The 16,231-nt window shown below is 64.8% G+C and carries 12 protein-coding genes; 6 read left to right on the plus strand and 6 right to left on the minus strand.

The window, feature by feature from the left end; all coding sequences use genetic code 11:
- Positions 1–108: 108 nt before the first annotated feature.
- A complete protein-coding gene (locus XI02_RS29680) occupies positions 109–1,806 on the minus strand; it encodes an NAD-dependent malic enzyme (protein ID WP_172647654.1) in 1,698 nt (565 codons plus the stop codon).
- A 319-nt stretch (positions 1,807–2,125) separates the two neighbouring features.
- On the opposite strand from XI02_RS29680, the gene XI02_RS29685 reads away from it, so the two are divergent.
- Positions 2,126–2,281: a hypothetical protein gene (locus XI02_RS29685; RefSeq protein WP_016843659.1), complete on the plus strand. Its 156-nt coding sequence runs from the start codon at positions 2,126–2,128 to the stop codon at positions 2,279–2,281.
- Positions 2,282–2,360: 79 nt separating this feature from the next.
- On the opposite strand, the gene XI02_RS29690 is transcribed toward XI02_RS29685, so the two are convergent.
- Entirely contained in the window at positions 2,361–3,290 is a 930-nt protein-coding gene (locus tag XI02_RS29690; RefSeq protein ID WP_172647653.1) for an aspartyl/asparaginyl beta-hydroxylase domain-containing protein, read from the minus strand.
- A gap of 353 nt (positions 3,291–3,643) precedes the next feature.
- Here XI02_RS29690 and XI02_RS29695 point away from each other — a divergent pair, with 353 nt between their 5' ends.
- The 4 genes from XI02_RS29695 to XI02_RS29710 are packed head-to-tail and all read left to right on the plus strand — an operon-like array spanning position 3,644 to position 8,164.
- On the plus strand, positions 3,644–4,846 hold the full coding sequence (locus XI02_RS29695) for an ABC transporter substrate-binding protein (RefSeq protein ID WP_162136780.1): 1,203 nt from the start codon (positions 3,644–3,646) through the stop codon (positions 4,844–4,846).
- 10 nt (positions 4,847–4,856) lie between these two features.
- Positions 4,857–6,575, plus strand: coding sequence for an FAD-dependent oxidoreductase (locus XI02_RS29700; RefSeq protein WP_172647652.1), 1,719 nt, complete (start codon positions 4,857–4,859; stop codon positions 6,573–6,575).
- The gene (locus XI02_RS29705; protein ID WP_172647651.1) at positions 6,572–7,336 is read left to right on the plus strand and encodes an SDR family NAD(P)-dependent oxidoreductase; all 765 of its coding nucleotides are present in this window, start codon (positions 6,572–6,574) and stop codon (positions 7,334–7,336) included. Before XI02_RS29700 ends, XI02_RS29705 begins: the two co-directional genes overlap by 4 nt.
- A 27-nt stretch (positions 7,337–7,363) precedes the next feature.
- Entirely contained in the window at positions 7,364–8,164 is an 801-nt protein-coding gene (locus XI02_RS29710; protein ID WP_172647650.1) for an IclR family transcriptional regulator, read from the plus strand.
- Between the two features lie 577 nt (positions 8,165–8,741).
- Here the strand turns inward: XI02_RS29710 and XI02_RS29715 are convergent.
- The 4 genes from XI02_RS29715 to XI02_RS29730 all read right to left on the minus strand — a co-directional run bounded on the left by XI02_RS29715 (position 8,742) and on the right by XI02_RS29730 (position 14,293).
- Positions 8,742–9,803: a methyltransferase domain-containing protein gene (locus XI02_RS29715; RefSeq protein ID WP_172647649.1), complete on the minus strand. Its 1,062-nt coding sequence runs from the start codon at positions 9,801–9,803 to the stop codon at positions 8,742–8,744.
- Between the two features lie 323 nt (positions 9,804–10,126).
- A complete protein-coding gene (ahcY, locus tag XI02_RS29720; protein WP_172647648.1) occupies positions 10,127–11,554 on the minus strand; it encodes an adenosylhomocysteinase in 1,428 nt (475 codons plus the stop codon).
- Positions 11,555–11,680: 126 nt separating this feature from the next.
- Positions 11,681–12,877 carry a methionine adenosyltransferase gene (gene metK / locus XI02_RS29725; RefSeq protein WP_038380757.1) on the minus strand — a complete coding sequence of 399 codons (1,197 nt, stop codon included), beginning with the start codon at positions 12,875–12,877 and terminating at the stop codon, positions 11,681–11,683.
- Between the two features lie 60 nt (positions 12,878–12,937).
- Positions 12,938–14,293 carry a hypothetical protein gene (locus tag XI02_RS29730; RefSeq protein ID WP_038380758.1) on the minus strand — a complete coding sequence of 452 codons (1,356 nt, stop codon included), beginning with the start codon at positions 14,291–14,293 and terminating at the stop codon, positions 12,938–12,940.
- 174 nt (positions 14,294–14,467) lie between these two features.
- Between XI02_RS29730 and XI02_RS29735 the strand changes: the two genes are divergently transcribed.
- The gene (locus XI02_RS29735; RefSeq protein WP_172647647.1) at positions 14,468–16,195 is read left to right on the plus strand and encodes a caspase family protein; all 1,728 of its coding nucleotides are present in this window, start codon (positions 14,468–14,470) and stop codon (positions 16,193–16,195) included.
- Positions 16,196–16,231 lie beyond the last annotated feature (36 nt).

Genomic DNA, 16,231 nt, shown 5'->3' on the forward strand with positions numbered 1-16,231 from the left:
ACGCCGTCAAGAAGGCGCGAGCGAGGTCGAGCCCGCCCTGACCCGATCATGATGATCGCAAGATGATGCGGCCCGCGCGTGGCGCGAAGGATCGCGCCGCGCCGAGCTCTAAGCCCGATCGCTGCGGCGGTACGGCACGTAGCGCGGCGTCCAGACCTTGGCGTGAATCCGCGCCTCGACCTGGTCGATCGGAACGTCCCTCGCCAATCCCTCCTTGTGCGCCTGCAGCGCGACCGCAAGCGCCACGGTCTGCGAGACGTCGCGCAGCGCGCTGACCGGCGGCAGCAGATTGTGCTTCGGGTTGTCGCGCGCCGGCGAGACGCTGGCGAGCGCCTTGGCGGCGGCCATGAACATGCCGTCGCTGACCCGGCTGGCACCGACCGCGAGCGCGCCGACGCCGACACCCGGGAAGATGTAGGAGTTGTTGGTCTGGTCGACCTTGAAGCGCGCGCCGTCGCGCATGATCGGCGGGAACGGGCTGCCGACGCCGATCAGCGCCCGCCCCTCGGTCCACGCCTCGATATCGACCGGCGTCGCTTCCTCGCGCGAGGTCGGATTGGACAGCGGGAAGATCACCGGCCGCTTGTTGCACTCGGCCATGGCGCGGACGATCGGCTCGGAGAACGCGCCGGCCTGGCCGGAGACGCCGATCAGCACGGTCGGCCGGGCGTTGCGCACGACGTCGAGCAGCGCGATCTTGTCGGGGTGGCTGAGCTGCCAGCCCGCGATCGCCTGCCTGTCCTGCACGAACGGCAGCTGGAACGGGGCGAGCCCGCTCATACCCTCGAGCAGCAGCCCGTCGCGGTCGACCATGAAGAAGCGCTTCGCCGCCTCGCTCTCCGGCAGGCCGGCATCGATCATCGCGGCGCGGATCAGGCTGGCGATGCCGCAGCCGGCCGAGCCCGCGCCGAGCACAGCGACGCGCTGCTCGGTGAGCGGCACGCCGGTGACGTTGATCGCGGAGAGCAAGGCGCCGGTCGCCACCGCCGCGGTGCCCTGAATGTCGTCGTTGAAGGTCAGGAGCCGGTCGCGATAGCGCTCGAGCATGCGCGTCGCGTTGTTCTTGGCGAAATCCTCCCACTGCAGCAGGACGCGCGGCCAGCGCTTCACCACCGCCGCGACGAACGCCTCGATGAAGTCGTCATAGGCCTGGCCGCGGACGCGCTCGTTGCGCCAGCCGATATAGAGCGGATCGGCCAGGCAATCGGGATTGTCGGTGCCGACGTCGAGCATGATCGGCAAGGTCGTCGCGGGATGCAGCCCGCCGCAGCCGGTATAGAGCGCGAGCTTGCCGATCGGGATGCCCATGCCGCCGGCGCCCTGGTCGCCGAGGCCGAGGATGCGCTCGCCGTCGGTGACGACGATTGCCTCGACATGATCGAAGCGCGGATGGGCGAAAATGCGGTCGATCCGGTGCTGATGTGGGATGCTGAGGAACAGCCCGCGCGGCTTGCGGAACAACCGACTGAATTTTTGGCAGCCCTCGCCGACGGTCGGCGTGTAGACGATCGGCAACAGCTCTTCCAGGTTGCCGACCAGGAGTGCGTAGAACAGCGTCTCGTTGGTGTCCTGCAGCTCGCGCAGGAAGGCATAGCGCTCGATGTCGGTCTCATAGCCGCGCAGCGCCTCGAGGCGGCGCGAGACCTGCTCGTCCAGCGTCAGGATATTGGGCGGCAGCAGGCCGTGCAGGTCGAACGCCTCGCGCTCGGCCTCGGAGAACGCCGTGCCCTTGTTCAGCTGCGGATCGGCCAGCAGCTCGTAGCCGCTCAGCGCAGTGGTCGCAAAAGCTCCTGATGACTCCGACATGACAAGGTCCCCTCAATGCGAAACGCCGGATGGAACGTTATCACGCCCGTGTAACGGATCGGAGCGCGAAGGCGCCGCGACGCGCAAAGTTGAACGGCCCCGACGCTGCGGCTGCGCCTGCGGACCGACATACCTTGGTATAGCCCGCCTGATTCCTTGTGATGGCCCGCGCTTACGCCCGTACAGTTGAGCGATGGCGAGAGATTTTTACACTCGCGGCTGCTCCAACGTGATCAGGATCACTGCGCCGAGCCGTCGATCGCAAGACTGTCACGGGTAGCGGGTGTCGACTGGAACGCGGGTTTCGAGGAACACTCAGATGATCGTCAACATTCAGAAGCTGAACGGCCTGTGGCACCTTATCGTCGGGTCGTGCAAGATCCGAACTCCGTTCTTGGAGACCCAGGACCGGGAGTGGGTCGTCGCCTACGCCAGGCGAATCTACCCCGGCGCCAAGGTTTTCGAGCGCGACTGATGCTGTTGCGCTTCACAGCTCTCGTCCCAGACAAAAAGCCCCGGAGCATGCTCCGGGGCTTTTGCTTTCAACGCTGCAATCAGTGCAACGCCGACATTACAATCAGGCCGAGGATCAGCACGGTCGCGGAATATTTGAGCGTGTAATACACGTTCCGATTCCACTCCTTGACCTTGCGGCTGGCGAGATGGATCTCGTAGAGCTTGCCGAACACCTTGTTCAGCGCGCCGACATGCTCGCCGTCGACGTTCTGGGTGGCCGACGCCTTGACTATGTTGTGACTGACCCAGCGGTTCATTGCCGTCATGAAGCCGAACTTCATCGGGCGCTCGACGTCGCAGAACAGGATGATGCGGTTGACGTCGGTCTTGTTCTCGGCGCTGTGGATGAAGGTCTCGTCGAACATGAAGGCCTCGCCGTCGCGCCAGACGCATTCGACGCCGTCGACGAGGATGCGGCACTGTTTCGAGTTCGGCGTCACGAGGCCAAGGTGATAGCGCAGCGAGCCGGCGAACGGATCGCGGTGCGCCCCAAGCTTGCCGCCCGGCGGCAGCATCGCGAACATCGCGCCATGCACGTTCGGAATCGAGTTGAGCAGCTCCACCGTCTTCGGGCACAGCGTCCGCGCCGAGGGCAGGAAATCGTCGTACCATTTCAGATAGAAGCGCTTCCAGCCGCTCTTGAAGAAAGAATAGAAGCCCCAGTCGTTGTTCTTGGCCGCGGCGCGGATGAAGCCCTCGTCGAACAGGCGCGTGGCCTCGTCGCGGATCGTCTCCCAATTGTCGGAGAGCTTCTTGAGCTCGGGAAACTGCTCGACCGGAATCACCGGCGTGTTGGGCACCGCGGAGCCGGCATACATCAGCACATTGTAGGGAGCGAGGTAGGTCGAGTGATCGCCGAGCTGGCGCGCGAAGCGCAACCGCTGCTTGCCGCGGAAGTGAACGTAGAGCGTAGAGACCACCAGCACGTAAAGAATGACGAGCTGCGGCGCGAAGAGCTGTCTCAACATGATCCGTCTATGATCGCTGCCCGCCGACGCCCTTCATGCCCCGCCCCGCAGGAGCCTTGCCCTTCACGGGTGGCCCAGTCCGGGCGGCGAAACGCGTCGCCGTCCGCGAAAATTCCCCTGTTTCATAGTGACTTGGCACTGCGGCGCGCTCTGGCAAATGAGCCGGAAGCCTTGCCGCGGTGCCGTCCCGGATGAGCCATGTAAGCGTCCGCTCACCAAATGTGAAGCGTCGTGCCGCGCCGGCGCCAACTTTGTGACACTATTCACACACTTAATTCGCCATTGACAAACTAATTAGACAATTCCTAATCAAGAGATGACCCGCCGAAGAGCGCGGACATCCAAAGGGAGGAATGATGAGACAGTTCTTGGCGGCAGCCTTCGTCGCGGCGATGGCCACCGCCGCTCACGCCCAGGTTTCCGATGACGTCGTGCGCATCGGGGTGCTGACCGACCTGTCGAGCTGGGGCCGTGACAATTCGGGCCCGGGCTCGGTGGAGGCGGCCAGGATGGCGGTGGAGGAATTCGGCCCGACCGTGCTCGGCAAGCCGATCGAGATCATCTCCGCCGACCACCAGATGAAGACCGATGTCGGCGTGCAGATCGTGCGCGGCTGGTTCGACAACGGCAAGGTCGACGCGGTCGTCGACATCCCGAATTCCGGCATCGCGATCGCCGTGCACAACATGGTGCGCGAGCGCAACAAGATCGCGCTTCTCTCCGGTCCCGGCGCGAGCTCGCTGACCGACGAACTGTGCAGCCCCAACACGGTGCATTTCGCCTACGACACCTACGCGCTGTCCAAGGTGACGGCCTCGGCCGTGATCAAGGAAGGCGGCAAGTCCTGGTTCTTCGTCACCGCGGATTACGCCTTCGGCCAGCAGCTCGAGCGGGACGCGACGCGCTTCATCAACGAGATGGGCGGCAAGGTGCTCGGCAGCGTCAAGCATCCGACCAACACCGCCGACTTCTCCTCCTTTGCGCTGCAGGCGCAGAGCTCGAAGGCCGACGTGGTGGCGTTCGCCAATGCCGGCCAGGACACCGACAATTCGATCAAGCAGTCCGGCGAGTTCGGCCTCGTGCAGGGCGGCCAGAAGCTGGTCGGCCTTCTGATGTTCGATACCGACGTGCATGCGATCGGCCTCAACGCCGCGCAGGGCACCTACATGACGACGGCGTCGTACTGGAACATGGACGAGAAGACGCGCGCCTGGTCGAAGAAGTTCTACGCCCGCGCCAATGTGATGCCGACCATGATCCAGACCGGCGTCTACGGCTCGGTGCTGCATTATCTCAAGGCGATCCGGGCCGCCGGCACCGACGATCCGAAAGCGGTGATGGCCAAGATGCGCGAGCTGCCGATCGAGGACACCTTCGTGCATGACGGCAAGCTGCGCGAGGACGGCCGCGTGATCCGCGACATGTATCTGGCGAAGGTGAAGAAGCCTTCGGAGTCCAAGGAGCCGTGGGATTATCTCGACATCGTCAAGACGGTGAAGGGCGAGGACGCCTATCGTCCGGTCTCCGAGTCGAAGTGCCCGCTGCTCAAGAAATAGGATCGATCGCGTGGCCAACGAAGAAGCTTATGATTGCGACGCGCTGGTCGTCGGTTCCGGCTGCGCCGGGCTGTCGGCGGCGGTCACCGCCGGCCATCACGGCCTCAAGGTCCTGGTGGTCGAGAAGGAGCCGCGGTTCGGCGGCACCACCGCGCGCTCCGGCGGCTGGCTGTGGATCCCCGGCACCTCGCTGGCCAAGGCCTGGGGCATCGAGGAGAGCCCCGATCAGGCCAAAACCTATCTGCGCCACGAGGCCGGCAACAGCTTTGACGCCGCGCGCGTCGATGCGTTCCTGACCGAAGGGCCGAAGGCGGTCGACTTCTTCACCACCAGCACCGCGGTGCGCTTCGACATGCCGCTGACCTTCCCGGACTATCATGCGGAGGCGCCGGGCGGCGCGCAGGGCGGCCGCTCGATGGTGACGCGGCCGTTCGACGCCCACGAGCTCGGCGACGCCCTCAAGAATCTCGGCAGTCCCCTGCCCGAGCTCACCGTGTTCGGCATGATGCTCGGCTCCGGCAAGGAGATCGTGCATTTCATGCGCGCGACGCGGTCGCTGACCTCGGCGGCTTATGTCGCCAAGCGGCTGTCGAAACACGCCATCGACGTGATGCGCAACGGCCGCGGCATGACGCTGACCAACGGCAACGCGCTCGCCGGACGGCTGGCGAAATCCGCCTTCGACCTCAAGATCCCGCTCTGGCTCAACTCGCCGGTGCGCGAATTGATCGTCGAGAACGGCGCGGTGCGCGGCGCAATCGTCGTGCGCGAAGGGCGCACGATCCGCGTCAATGCGAAACGTGGCGTGGTGCTCGCCTGCGGCGGCTTTCCGCATGACGTCGCGCGACGGCAGAAGATGTTTCCGCACGCCCCAACCGGAAAAGAGCATTACTCGCCGGGCCCGACCGGCAACACCGGCGACGGCTTGCGGCTTGCGGAATCCGCCGGCGGCCGCATCGACGACTCGCTGCCGAATGCCGCGGCCTGGGTGCCGGTCTCGGTCACGACGCGCAAGGACGGCTCGAAGGGCGTGATGCCGCATTTCATCGATCGCGCCAAGCCGGGCGTGATCGCGGTGATGGCCGACGGCAGGCGCTTTGCCAATGAAGGCAATTCCTACCACGACTTCGTGCAGGCGATGATCAAGGCGGCGAAGCCCGGCGAGGAGATCGCGGCGCATCTCATCTGCGATCACGAGACGTTGCGCAAATACGGCCTCGGCTGCGTGCCGCCGCGCCCGATGCCGCTCGGCCATCATCTGAAGACCGGCTATCTCAAGCGCGGCGCGACGCTGGCGGAGCTCGCCGCGCAGGCCGGCATCGACGCCAAGGCGCTCGAGGCGACCGTCGCGGAGTTCAACACCACCGCGGCCGAGGGCCGCGATCCCGCCTTCGGCAAGGGCTCGCGCGCTTATAACCGCTACCAGGGCGATGCGCTGCACGGGCCCAATCCCTGCATCGCGCCGATCCGGCACGGGCCGTTCTACGCCATCAAGATGGTGATCGGCGATCTCGGCACCTATGCCGGCATAAGGACCGATGCCAATGCCCGTGCGCTCGACGCCGACGGCCAGCCGATCGCCGGCCTCTATGCCGCCGGCAACGACATGGCGAGCATCATGGGCGGCAACTATCCCGGCGCCGGCATCACGCTCGGGCCCGCGCTGACCTTCGGCTACATCGCGGGTAAGCGCATCGCCGGCGTGGCGGCGGAAGGAAGCGCGCCATGAGCGCAATGGCGACCCTGCTCGCAGGCAAGCGCGCGCTGGTGACCGGCGCTGCGCACGGCAACGGTCGCGCCATCGCGCTTGGCCTCGCGGCGCATGGCGCGGACGTTGTTGTGACCGACATCGATCGCGCCGGCGCCGAGCAAACCGCGGCCGACATTCGCCAGCACAGCCGCGCGGCATGGCCGTTCGAGCTCGATGTCACCGATGCGGAGGCGTGCTCCGCGCTGGCGCAGCGTGCGGCGCGCGAGGTCGGGCCGATCGCGATCCTGGTCAACAATGCCGGCATCATCATCCGTGAGGGCATCGATTCGCCCCGTGCACGCGAGAATTGGCGGCGGGTGCTCGACGTCAACCTGACCGGCACGTTCAACGTCACCCACGCCTTCTTGCCGGCATTGCGCGAGACGCGCGGCGCGATCATCAATCTCGGCTCGATCGCGTCCTTCCTCGGCGTTGCCGATACGCTGGGCTATGCGCCGTCCAAGGGCGGCGTCAAGCTCCTCACCCAGGCGCTCGCCCGCGAGCTTGCCGCCGACGGCATTCGTGTCAATGCGATCGCGCCCGGCGTGGTCGAAACGGCGATGACCGAAGCGACCCGCAACGACCCGGGCCGGCTCGCCGGATTTCTGGGCCGCACACCGCTCGGCCGCGTCGGGCGGCCGGAGGAGCTGGTCGGCCCGGTGGTGTTCCTCGCATCGGAGCTGGCATCTTATGTGAACGGCGTGACCATGCCGGTCGACGGAGGGTTTCTCGCCGTATAAGCACATTGTGGGAGCTGGCAGGGCCACATGACGAGAGAGAGCCGCGGCATACAGTCGATCGAGGTCGGCGGAGAATTGCTCCGCGCGCTGGCCCGCAGCGGCGAACCGATGATGCTGCGCGATCTCGCCCGCGAAGCCGGCATGCCGCCAGCGAAGGCGCATCCCTATCTCGTCAGCTTTTCCCGCATCGGCCTGATCGAGCAGGACGAGACCACCGGCCGTTACGAAATCGGGGCGCTGGCGCTCGAACTCGGCCTGATCAGCCTGCGCCGGCAGTCGGCGGTACGGATCGCAACGCCGCGGATCGCAGCGCTCGCCGACAGCATCAATCACGCGGTGTCGCTGTCGGTCTGGGGCACCCACGGCGCGACCGTGGTGCGGCTCGAGGAGCCGAGCCATCCGGTGCATATCGCGATGCGCGTCGGATCGGTGGTGGCGCTGCTCGAGACCGCGACCGGCCGCGCCTTCGCCGCCTTCATGCCGCCGAACGCGATCAGGACCGCGCTCGAGAGCGGCCTCGATCGCCTCGGCGTCGGCTACAATCCGAAGCGTCCGCCGGCGGACGCGAAGACGGCCGAGATCCTCGCCGAGGTCCGCAGCCGCGGGCTGGCGCGGGCGACCGGCGATCCCCTGCCCGGCGTCAACGCCTTCGCCGCGCCGGTGTTCGATCACGCCGGCCACGTCGCGCTGGTCATCACCGCGATGGGGCCGGAAGGCACCTTCGACGCCGGCTGGGACAGCGCAATCGCAACTGCGCTGCGCGATTGTGCGGGCGAGATATCACGGCAACTGGGGCACGGCACAGCGCCGGCGACCGAAAGACCGTGAGGTAAGCACGCTCGTCCGGCTCCCTCCTCGCGCGCAAGTGCCGCTGAGTTGCCCCACATGGCAAGTCCCCCGGTGCTTATCCGGAGCACAACTCAGTGTATGATGTGTCCGTCTCACCCGATCGAGGGGGGCTGCGCATCGTCACGGATGTTACGGTGAGATGCGGTTGACGCCCGAGCGCACGTAGTGGCTGGTGTCTTCAAAGCGCGCAGCGCCTTTGCGAAAGAAAGTACGTCCGATCGGCGCAGCAAGCTAACATCGATCCAGATTTAAGACTTGTCGGCAACACTCTCCGAATCGGCGCGCGGCACTCCAGCCTCCTCGACCTCCCGGGATACTGCGCGGCTGCATCCAACAGCGAAACACGACACCGACCGGTGACGAAATGACACGATTGATGAAATCAGCGACCATCACCAGGTACATGAGCGAGCTGTGGTGCCGTTCACTCATGCTCTGTTCAAGCTATTCAGATTAGGACTGCGAACGGATCGGGAAGCAATATCGATACGTGCGCAGCCAGCTCGAGACGGTTCTTCCAGTAAACTCGTCCGCGTGACCAATATAGCCGACTCGCTCACAGCTTGCAGAGGTATTGACGTCCATTCGTATTTGGATCGGATCCGTCGCTAGACGACAAAAAGAGCGCTCCACCCCAATGCGAATATGCGCCTCGCCCAATTTTCTGGATCGTGTCATGAGCTGAGTGGGGTGGTCCAAGGAGCTTATCATCCTCGAACAATGCGAGGCTAGAACTTATGGGGCTCGTACTGTCGTCACCCCGCGGAAGATAATCCGGCAGTGTCGCACCCCACATTAAGCCGCCGTTGCTCGCAAACGACTCGATACGAAACTCGGTCGGTTTACGGGACTCGATCCGGCGACCGTTCTCAATCTCGAAGGGACTGAACCACTCGATCGCGTCGCATAGACGGCGTTGACCTGCAAATTTCCGGCCGTACAGGCTTTGGATTGGGATTGCCCAATCGAGGGAATCGGGACGCTTGCGGGCGACGAGCATGTGGAAGGCGATTCTTTGGTCGAAGGTGCCGATAAGGCCTTCGCCGTACGAGCCGAGCAGGGCTGGTTTAACGAGCCAGCGCGGCGACTGCGGAGAGAAGTGAAGCGAAATCGAGTTGAGCAGGTCGAATTTCGCCGCCGCATAATAGTCAAGCATGAGCGTAGGGCTGAATTGATAGAAGCCATGATCAACGCAATTGCTCATCGGCAAGATATGGACGGCAAGGCCGCCGGGACGCAGCATGCGCGAGATGTTGGTGAGCGCGTTCGGAACGTGAAAGACGTGCTCCAGCGTCCCGCCGTTAAGCACCACGCCAAAGCGGCCGATCAATTCATTTGGAAGACTTTCATTGTTTAGATCAAACTCGAAATCGGCGCCCTCGTATTTGCTGATGTCGATGCTTGACAGATCATTTAGCCCTCCGCACATTTGAAAATAACGAGCCGCGCTCATAGGGTGATCGGCGGATGCCCATAGCGAAACCTTCTCTATGGCTTTAGTAAAGGCTTTCTCTGAGAAGCCGCAGTCCATCACACCAAGCGTTGCGACCGGCCCGTTGGCATGGTGTGCCAAAAGCCACCCGCGCAATAGGACTGCAACGTTGAGCGCCAAACCCATGATGATCCCTCACTTTGGAGGGGCAGCGCATTTGCGTCCCCTACTGATTAGCCGATTGCGGGGTAAGAGCCGCAGGGCAAGTAGCTCTGTAACCCGAGAGAGCCGACCCTAGCAACCCGAGCCTTGGCAGGCTATCTCTGATTTCCCGAATCCGAAAAGGACCTTATTGCACGGCCCATTTTGGTGTGACCGGTCCTCGACCGGTGCACGGGGGCGACCAGTCAAATTGCGTGCGGCATCCCAGCTTGATGCACGAGCCTGCCTAGCAAAAAGCCCCGGGCGAGGCCGGGGCTCTTCACGTGATCGATTGCTGCGGGCGCGGATCAGTAGCGGTAGTGATCCGATTTGTACGGACCTTCCTGCTTCACGCCGATATAGTCGGCCTGATCCTTGCGCAGCTCGGTCAGCTTGACGCCGATCTTGGCGAGGTGCAGGCGGGCGACTTTCTCGTCGAGGGTCTTGGGCAGCACGTAGACCTTCTTGGCGTACTTGCCGTCCTTGTTGTTGGCGAACAGCTCGATCTGCGCCAGCGTCTGGTTGGTGAAGGAGGCCGACATCACGAAGGACGGGTGGCCCATCGCATTGCCGAGGTTCACCAGCCGACCTTCCGACAGCATGATGATGCGGTGCTTGTCGGGAAATTCGATCTCGTCGACCTGCGGCTTGATGTTGGTCCACTTCAGATTGCGAAGGCTCGCAATCTGAATCTCGTTGTCGAAGTGACCGATGTTGCAGACGATGGCGCGATCCTTCATCGCGCGCATGTGCTCGATGGTGATGATGTCCTTGTTGCCGGTGGCGGTGACGAAGATGTCGGCGCGCGGCGCCGCGTCTTCCATGGTCACGACCTCATAGCCTTCCATCGCCGCCTGCAGCGCGCAGATCGGATCGACCTCGGAGACCATGACGCGGCAGCCGGCCTGGCGCAGCGAGGCGGCCGAGCCCTTGCCGACGTCGCCGAAGCCGGCGACCATCGCGACCTTGCCCGACAGCATCACGTCGGTGCCGCGGCGGATGCCGTCGACCAGCGACTCGCGGCAGCCATAGAGGTTGTCGAACTTCGACTTGGTGACGCTGTCGTTGACGTTGATCGCCGGGAACAGCAGCGTGCCCTTGTTGGCCATCTCGTAGAGGCGATGCACGCCCGTGGTGGTCTCTTCCGAGACGCCCTTGATGTTCTTGGCGATCTCGGCGAACCAGCCCTTCGGCTTCTCCTTCAGGAGGCGCTTGACCAGCGCGTAGAAGATCTCCTCTTCCTCGGAGCCCGGCTTGTCGAGGAAAGCGGTGTCGCCCTGTTCGGCGCGGTAGCCGGCATGCACCAGCATGGTGGCGTCGCCGCCGTCATCGAGGATCATGTTCGGCGTGCCGCCGCCGTGCCAGTCGAACAGCTTTGCGGTGTAGTCCCAATACTCGGTCAGCGTCTCGCCCTTGACGGCGAACACCGGAATGCCGGCGGCGGCGATCGCGGCCGCGGCGTGATCCTGGGTCGAGTAGATGTTGCAGGAGACCCAGCGGATGTCGGCGCCGAGCGCGGCTAGCGTCTCGATCAATACCGCGGTCTGGATCGTCATGTGCAGCGAGCCCGCGATGCGCGCGCCCTTCAGCGGCTGCTTGGGGCCGAACTCCTCGCGGGTGGCCATCAGGCCGGGCATCTCGGTCTCGGCCAGCGAGATCTCCTTGCGGCCGAAATCGGCGAGCGCAATATCCTTGACAATGTAGTCGGTGAAGCCGGGCTTCGTGGGGGCGTTCATTTGAGCGTCCTGTTGTTGAACGGGTCATTCCGGGGCGCCTCGAAGAGGCGAACCCGGAATCTCGAGGTGATGATTAGGGATTCCGGGTTCGCTCGCTCTCGCGAGCGCCCCGGAATGACGCAAGTATCAGAGCGCGCGCTTCAGCTGCTCGACGAGATCGGTCTTCTCCCAGGAGAAGCCGCCCTCATTGTCGGGCGTGCGGCCGAAATGACCGTAGGCCGAGGTGCGCGCGTAGATCGGACGGTTGAGGTCGAGATGGCTGCGGATGCCGCGCGGCGTCAGATCCATCGCCTTGGCCGCCGCCTTCTCGAGCTGATCCTCCGACACCTTACCGGTGCCGTGGGTGTCGATGTAGATCGACAGCGGACGCGCCACGCCGATCGCATAGGCGAGCTGCAGCGTGCAGCGGTCGGCAAGACCGGCCGCGACGATGTTCTTGGCGACATAGCGCGCGGCATAGGCCGCCGAGCGGTCGACCTTGGTCGGATCCTTGCCGGAGAACGCGCCGCCGCCGTGCGGAGCCGCGCCGCCATAGGTGTCGACGATGATCTTGCGGCCGGTCAGGCCGGAGTCGCCGTCGGGACCGCCGATGAAGAACTTGCCGGTCGGATTGATGTGCCAGATCGTCTTGTCGCTGATCCACTCCTTCGGCAGCGCCTCGCGGACATAGGGCTCGACGATGTCGCGAATCTGCTTGGACGAGAGGTCCTCGATCAGATGCTGGTGCGAGACCACGATCTCACGGACGCCGACCGGCTTGCCGTTCTCGTACTGCACCGTGACCTGGCTCTTGGAGTCCGGACCCAGCACCTTCTCGCGGCCGGAGTGGCGCGCTTCGGAGATCAGCCGCAGGATCTTGTGGGCGTAGAAGATCGGCGCCGGCATCAGGTCCGGCGTCTCGTTGGTGGCGTAACCGAACATGATGCCCTGGTCGCCGGCCCCCTCTTCCTTGACTTCGCCCGGCTGCAGCGCGTCGACGCCCTGCGCGATGTCGGCCGACTGCGGATGCAGCAGGATCTCGATGTCGCAGTTCTTCCAGTGGAAGCCGTCCTGCTCGTAGCCGATGTCCTTGATTGCAGAGCGAACCACGCTCTCGATCTGGTCGTTGGTGACCGAGCTCGGGCCGCGCGTTTCGCCGGCGATCACCACCTTGTTGGTGGTCGCGAGCGTCTCGCACGCCGCGCGGATCTGCCACGGGTCGATGCCCGCTTTCGGTCCCTCGCGATAGAACAGATCGACGATCTCATCCGAGATCCGATCACAGACCTTGTCCGGATGGCCTTCCGAGACCGACTCGCTGGTGAACAGATAAGACGCGCGCATCAAGCAAACCCCTTGTTAAGTCGAAGTCCGACGTTGGTTGGTGAATATGTCCCCGGCATGTCAGTCTCGTCGCCGCGAGATGACGTAGGATTCGTCGTAGAACCACAGCCCGTTGTGTTTGCGGAGAACTTCGCGCGTGGCCTCGAGAGCTCGTCCGTTTTCGGTCGTTTCGGTCAACCGCTCATCTTCGATCTGCGCGACATACACCGCCGCATTCCACGCAGCAAAGGCCGTCGAGGTTCCGATCGAGCCGGTTACCTCATTGGGCAGCGCTTCCATATCATATCGGAAGATCGAACGGTTATCGGCGTAGGCGTTGAAGTTCAGCTCGCGCCCGGCGGAGCCCAACTCGTATTTCACCGCGCGCAGTATCTCATGACGGCTGACGGCGAAAGGATTTTCTCCGGGCCAGACGGCTTGAATCATTTCAAGCCCGGGATCGCCGCCGTGGGAGTGGATTCCTATCAGCCGTCCGCCGCCGCGCAGCGCGCGGGCCAGCGGCGCGATGATCCGCTTGGCGCGGAAGTTCACCGAGGATTTGGCGCGGTAGGGTTGCGAGGCGATCACAAGATCGAAATTGGCTTCGGTGCGGCCGGCCCGCGGAATGATGGAATCGAGCAGGAACCGGTGATCGTCGCGGTACAGGACCAGCGCCACCGGCCGCTCATAGATCGGCATCGCATTGCCGGGGCTGAGATTGGCCCGCCAGTTCTGCTCCAGGAACGGACCGAGTTCGGCGATCTGGGCCTCGAACTCACCCGATGACGCCCCGCGCAGCGGCACCTCGTGCCAAATCATGCTGGCGGCCGCCGCGGAGTTCTTCGGCGTCAGCCACGGCGCCTCGGCATAATACATGTTGGTGAACACGAAGACGCTGGCCGGATGCTCGAACAGGCGGTCGGGGACCTTATCGAGGGTCAGGCGGACGTCCTCCAGGCTCAACTCCTTGCCGGCGACATAGAACGGCATATGTGGGAAGCGGCCATGCATGGCGCGCAGGACCCGCGCCAGCACCGTGCCGTCGCCCATCCCGGCGTCGAACACCCGCAGCGCCGGCGGCCGCGGGTGGATGGCCGCCAGTTCCAGCGCAACCCGGTCGGCGATCACCCGCTTCTCGCTGCAGGTGTGGACGAACAGCAAATAGCGCTGGCGGTTCTCGAAGAACCGGAAATTGCCCCGCGGATCGCGCTTTTCCGGCGGCACCACGAGGCCGCGCGGCGGCGCCACGCCGCCCGGGGTCGAGGTCGCGATAAAGCCGTTGATGCGGTCGAGCGTGTCGATGGTGATGCGCTTGCCCTCGCGCAGCCGGTGCACCAGCTTGCCGTCGTTGACGGCACGGCGGCCGAACGTCGTCTCCGCCATGTCGGAGCGGCGGCAAAAATCCGTGATCTGGCTGAGGATTTCGTCGTTCTTCATGGCGCCTGGGGTGGGCAGCAGCGAGTGGGACGGGAGTGGGCAGAATTGATGACTAGTAGCATCTTATCACCATTTTCCCACCAGTTGAACCCCCTCTGCTGCGCGATCACCAAACAGTCATGGACCCGCCCTGCCGTCGGCGATCGCCATGACGGCTTTACCCCCGGATGACCAATGCGCCGCCTGCTCCTGATCCCCGCCCTCCTGGCCGCTTTGCTCTGGTCGGCGCCCTGTTTCGGCCAGGCGCGCTCCCAGCTCGGCCCACTCTGCACGACCGACACCACGCCGGCCGACCAGATGATCGACGCCTGCACCAAGATCATCGCGCTGAAGGTGTTTTCCGGCGAGAAGCTCGCGACCATCTATTTCTGGCGCGCGGTCGGCTGGAACAAGAAGGGCAACTACGCCCAGGTGATATCCGACGCCACCGAGGCCCTGCGCCTCAAGCCGAGCACCGCTGTCTACAACCTCCGGGGCTCGGCCTATTTCGACAAAGGCGAGTACGACATCGCGATCGCCGACTTCAACGATGCGCTGCCCATGGGGCCGCCGAGCGGCATCATCTTCCACAACCGCGGCAACGCCTATCGCAGCAAGGGCGACTACGCCAAGGCGATCGCCGACTATGACGCCGCGATCAAGGCCGGTCCGAAGTCAGCCTTCTCCTATCAGAACCGCGGCGCCTCGAAGCGGGCGCTCGGCGATCTCGACGGCGCGCTCGCCGACATCAACGAGGCGGTCAGGATCGACCCGTCGCTGCCGCAGCCGCTGATCAGCCGCGCCGTGATCTGGCGCGCCAAGGGCGAGATCGAGCGCGCGATTGCGGACACGTCGGAGGCAATCCGGCTCGCCAAGGCCAAGGCGCCCGTCAACATCATGACGCCGCCCGGCAGCGTGCTGATCTCGGCCTATACCCAGCGCGGCCTCAGCTACGAAGCGAAGGGCGATGCTGCGCATGCCAAGGAAGATTACGCCTCGGTGCTCGAAGGCGTGGCGTCCGATGCCGGCAGCAAGGCCAACCAGGCCACCGCGAAAGTGCGGCTCGCGCTGCTCAAGGAGGCCGACGCGGCACCGCGCAAGACCGCGGCGGCGCCGGCCGCCGAGAGCAGCCCTGCCCCTGCACCGCCGGCTCCCGCCGCAGCACCGGCTGCGCCCGCAGCACGCGTGCAGGCCGCAGCAACCGGCCGGCGCGTCGCGCTGGTGATCGGCAACGGCGCCTATGCGCATGTCAAGGCGCTGCCCAATCCGCCCAACGATGCGCGCGCCATCGCCAGGAGCCTGCGCGACATCGGCTTCACGGTCTCCGAAGGCCTCGATCTCGATCGCGACACGATGCAGAAGACAATCCACGATTTCCTGCGCGAGGCGGCGCGGTCGCAGATCGCCGTGGTCTACTATGCCGGTCACGGCGTGCAGGTCGACGGCCGCAACTATCTCGTGCCGGTCGATATCGAGTTCAAGGCGGGCAGCCGCGCCACCGACGCGATGGTCGACATGGACACCATCATGGCCGGGCTCGACGACCAGATCCGCACCAACATCCTGATCCTCGATGCCTGCCGCAACAATCCGATGGCGCCGCAGCTGGCCTCCACAGGTCCAAGCCGCGGCATCGAAGCGGGCTCCGGCCTTGCCGCGCCCGCCTCGCTCGGATCGGGCTCGACGCTCGGCGCCGGCACGCTGATCGCGTTTGCGACCGCGCCGGGCCAGGTCGCGCTCGACGGCGAAGGCGCCAACAGCCCGTTCTCGGCGGCGCTGTCGCGCCATGTCGGCACGCCCGGCCTCGAGGTGCAGCAGATGCTGACACGGGTCCGCGCCGAGGTCGTCGCCGCGACCAAGGGCAAGCAGGTGCCGTGGTCGAACTCGTCGCTGCTCGGCGAGGTCTATCTGGCGGAGCAATGACGGTGCGCTTGAGCACCGTCATTCCGGGGCGCGCGC

This window comes from Bradyrhizobium sp. CCBAU 21365 (assembly GCF_015291305.1).
Classification (GTDB): Bacteria; Pseudomonadota; Alphaproteobacteria; order Rhizobiales; family Xanthobacteraceae; genus Bradyrhizobium; species Bradyrhizobium elkanii.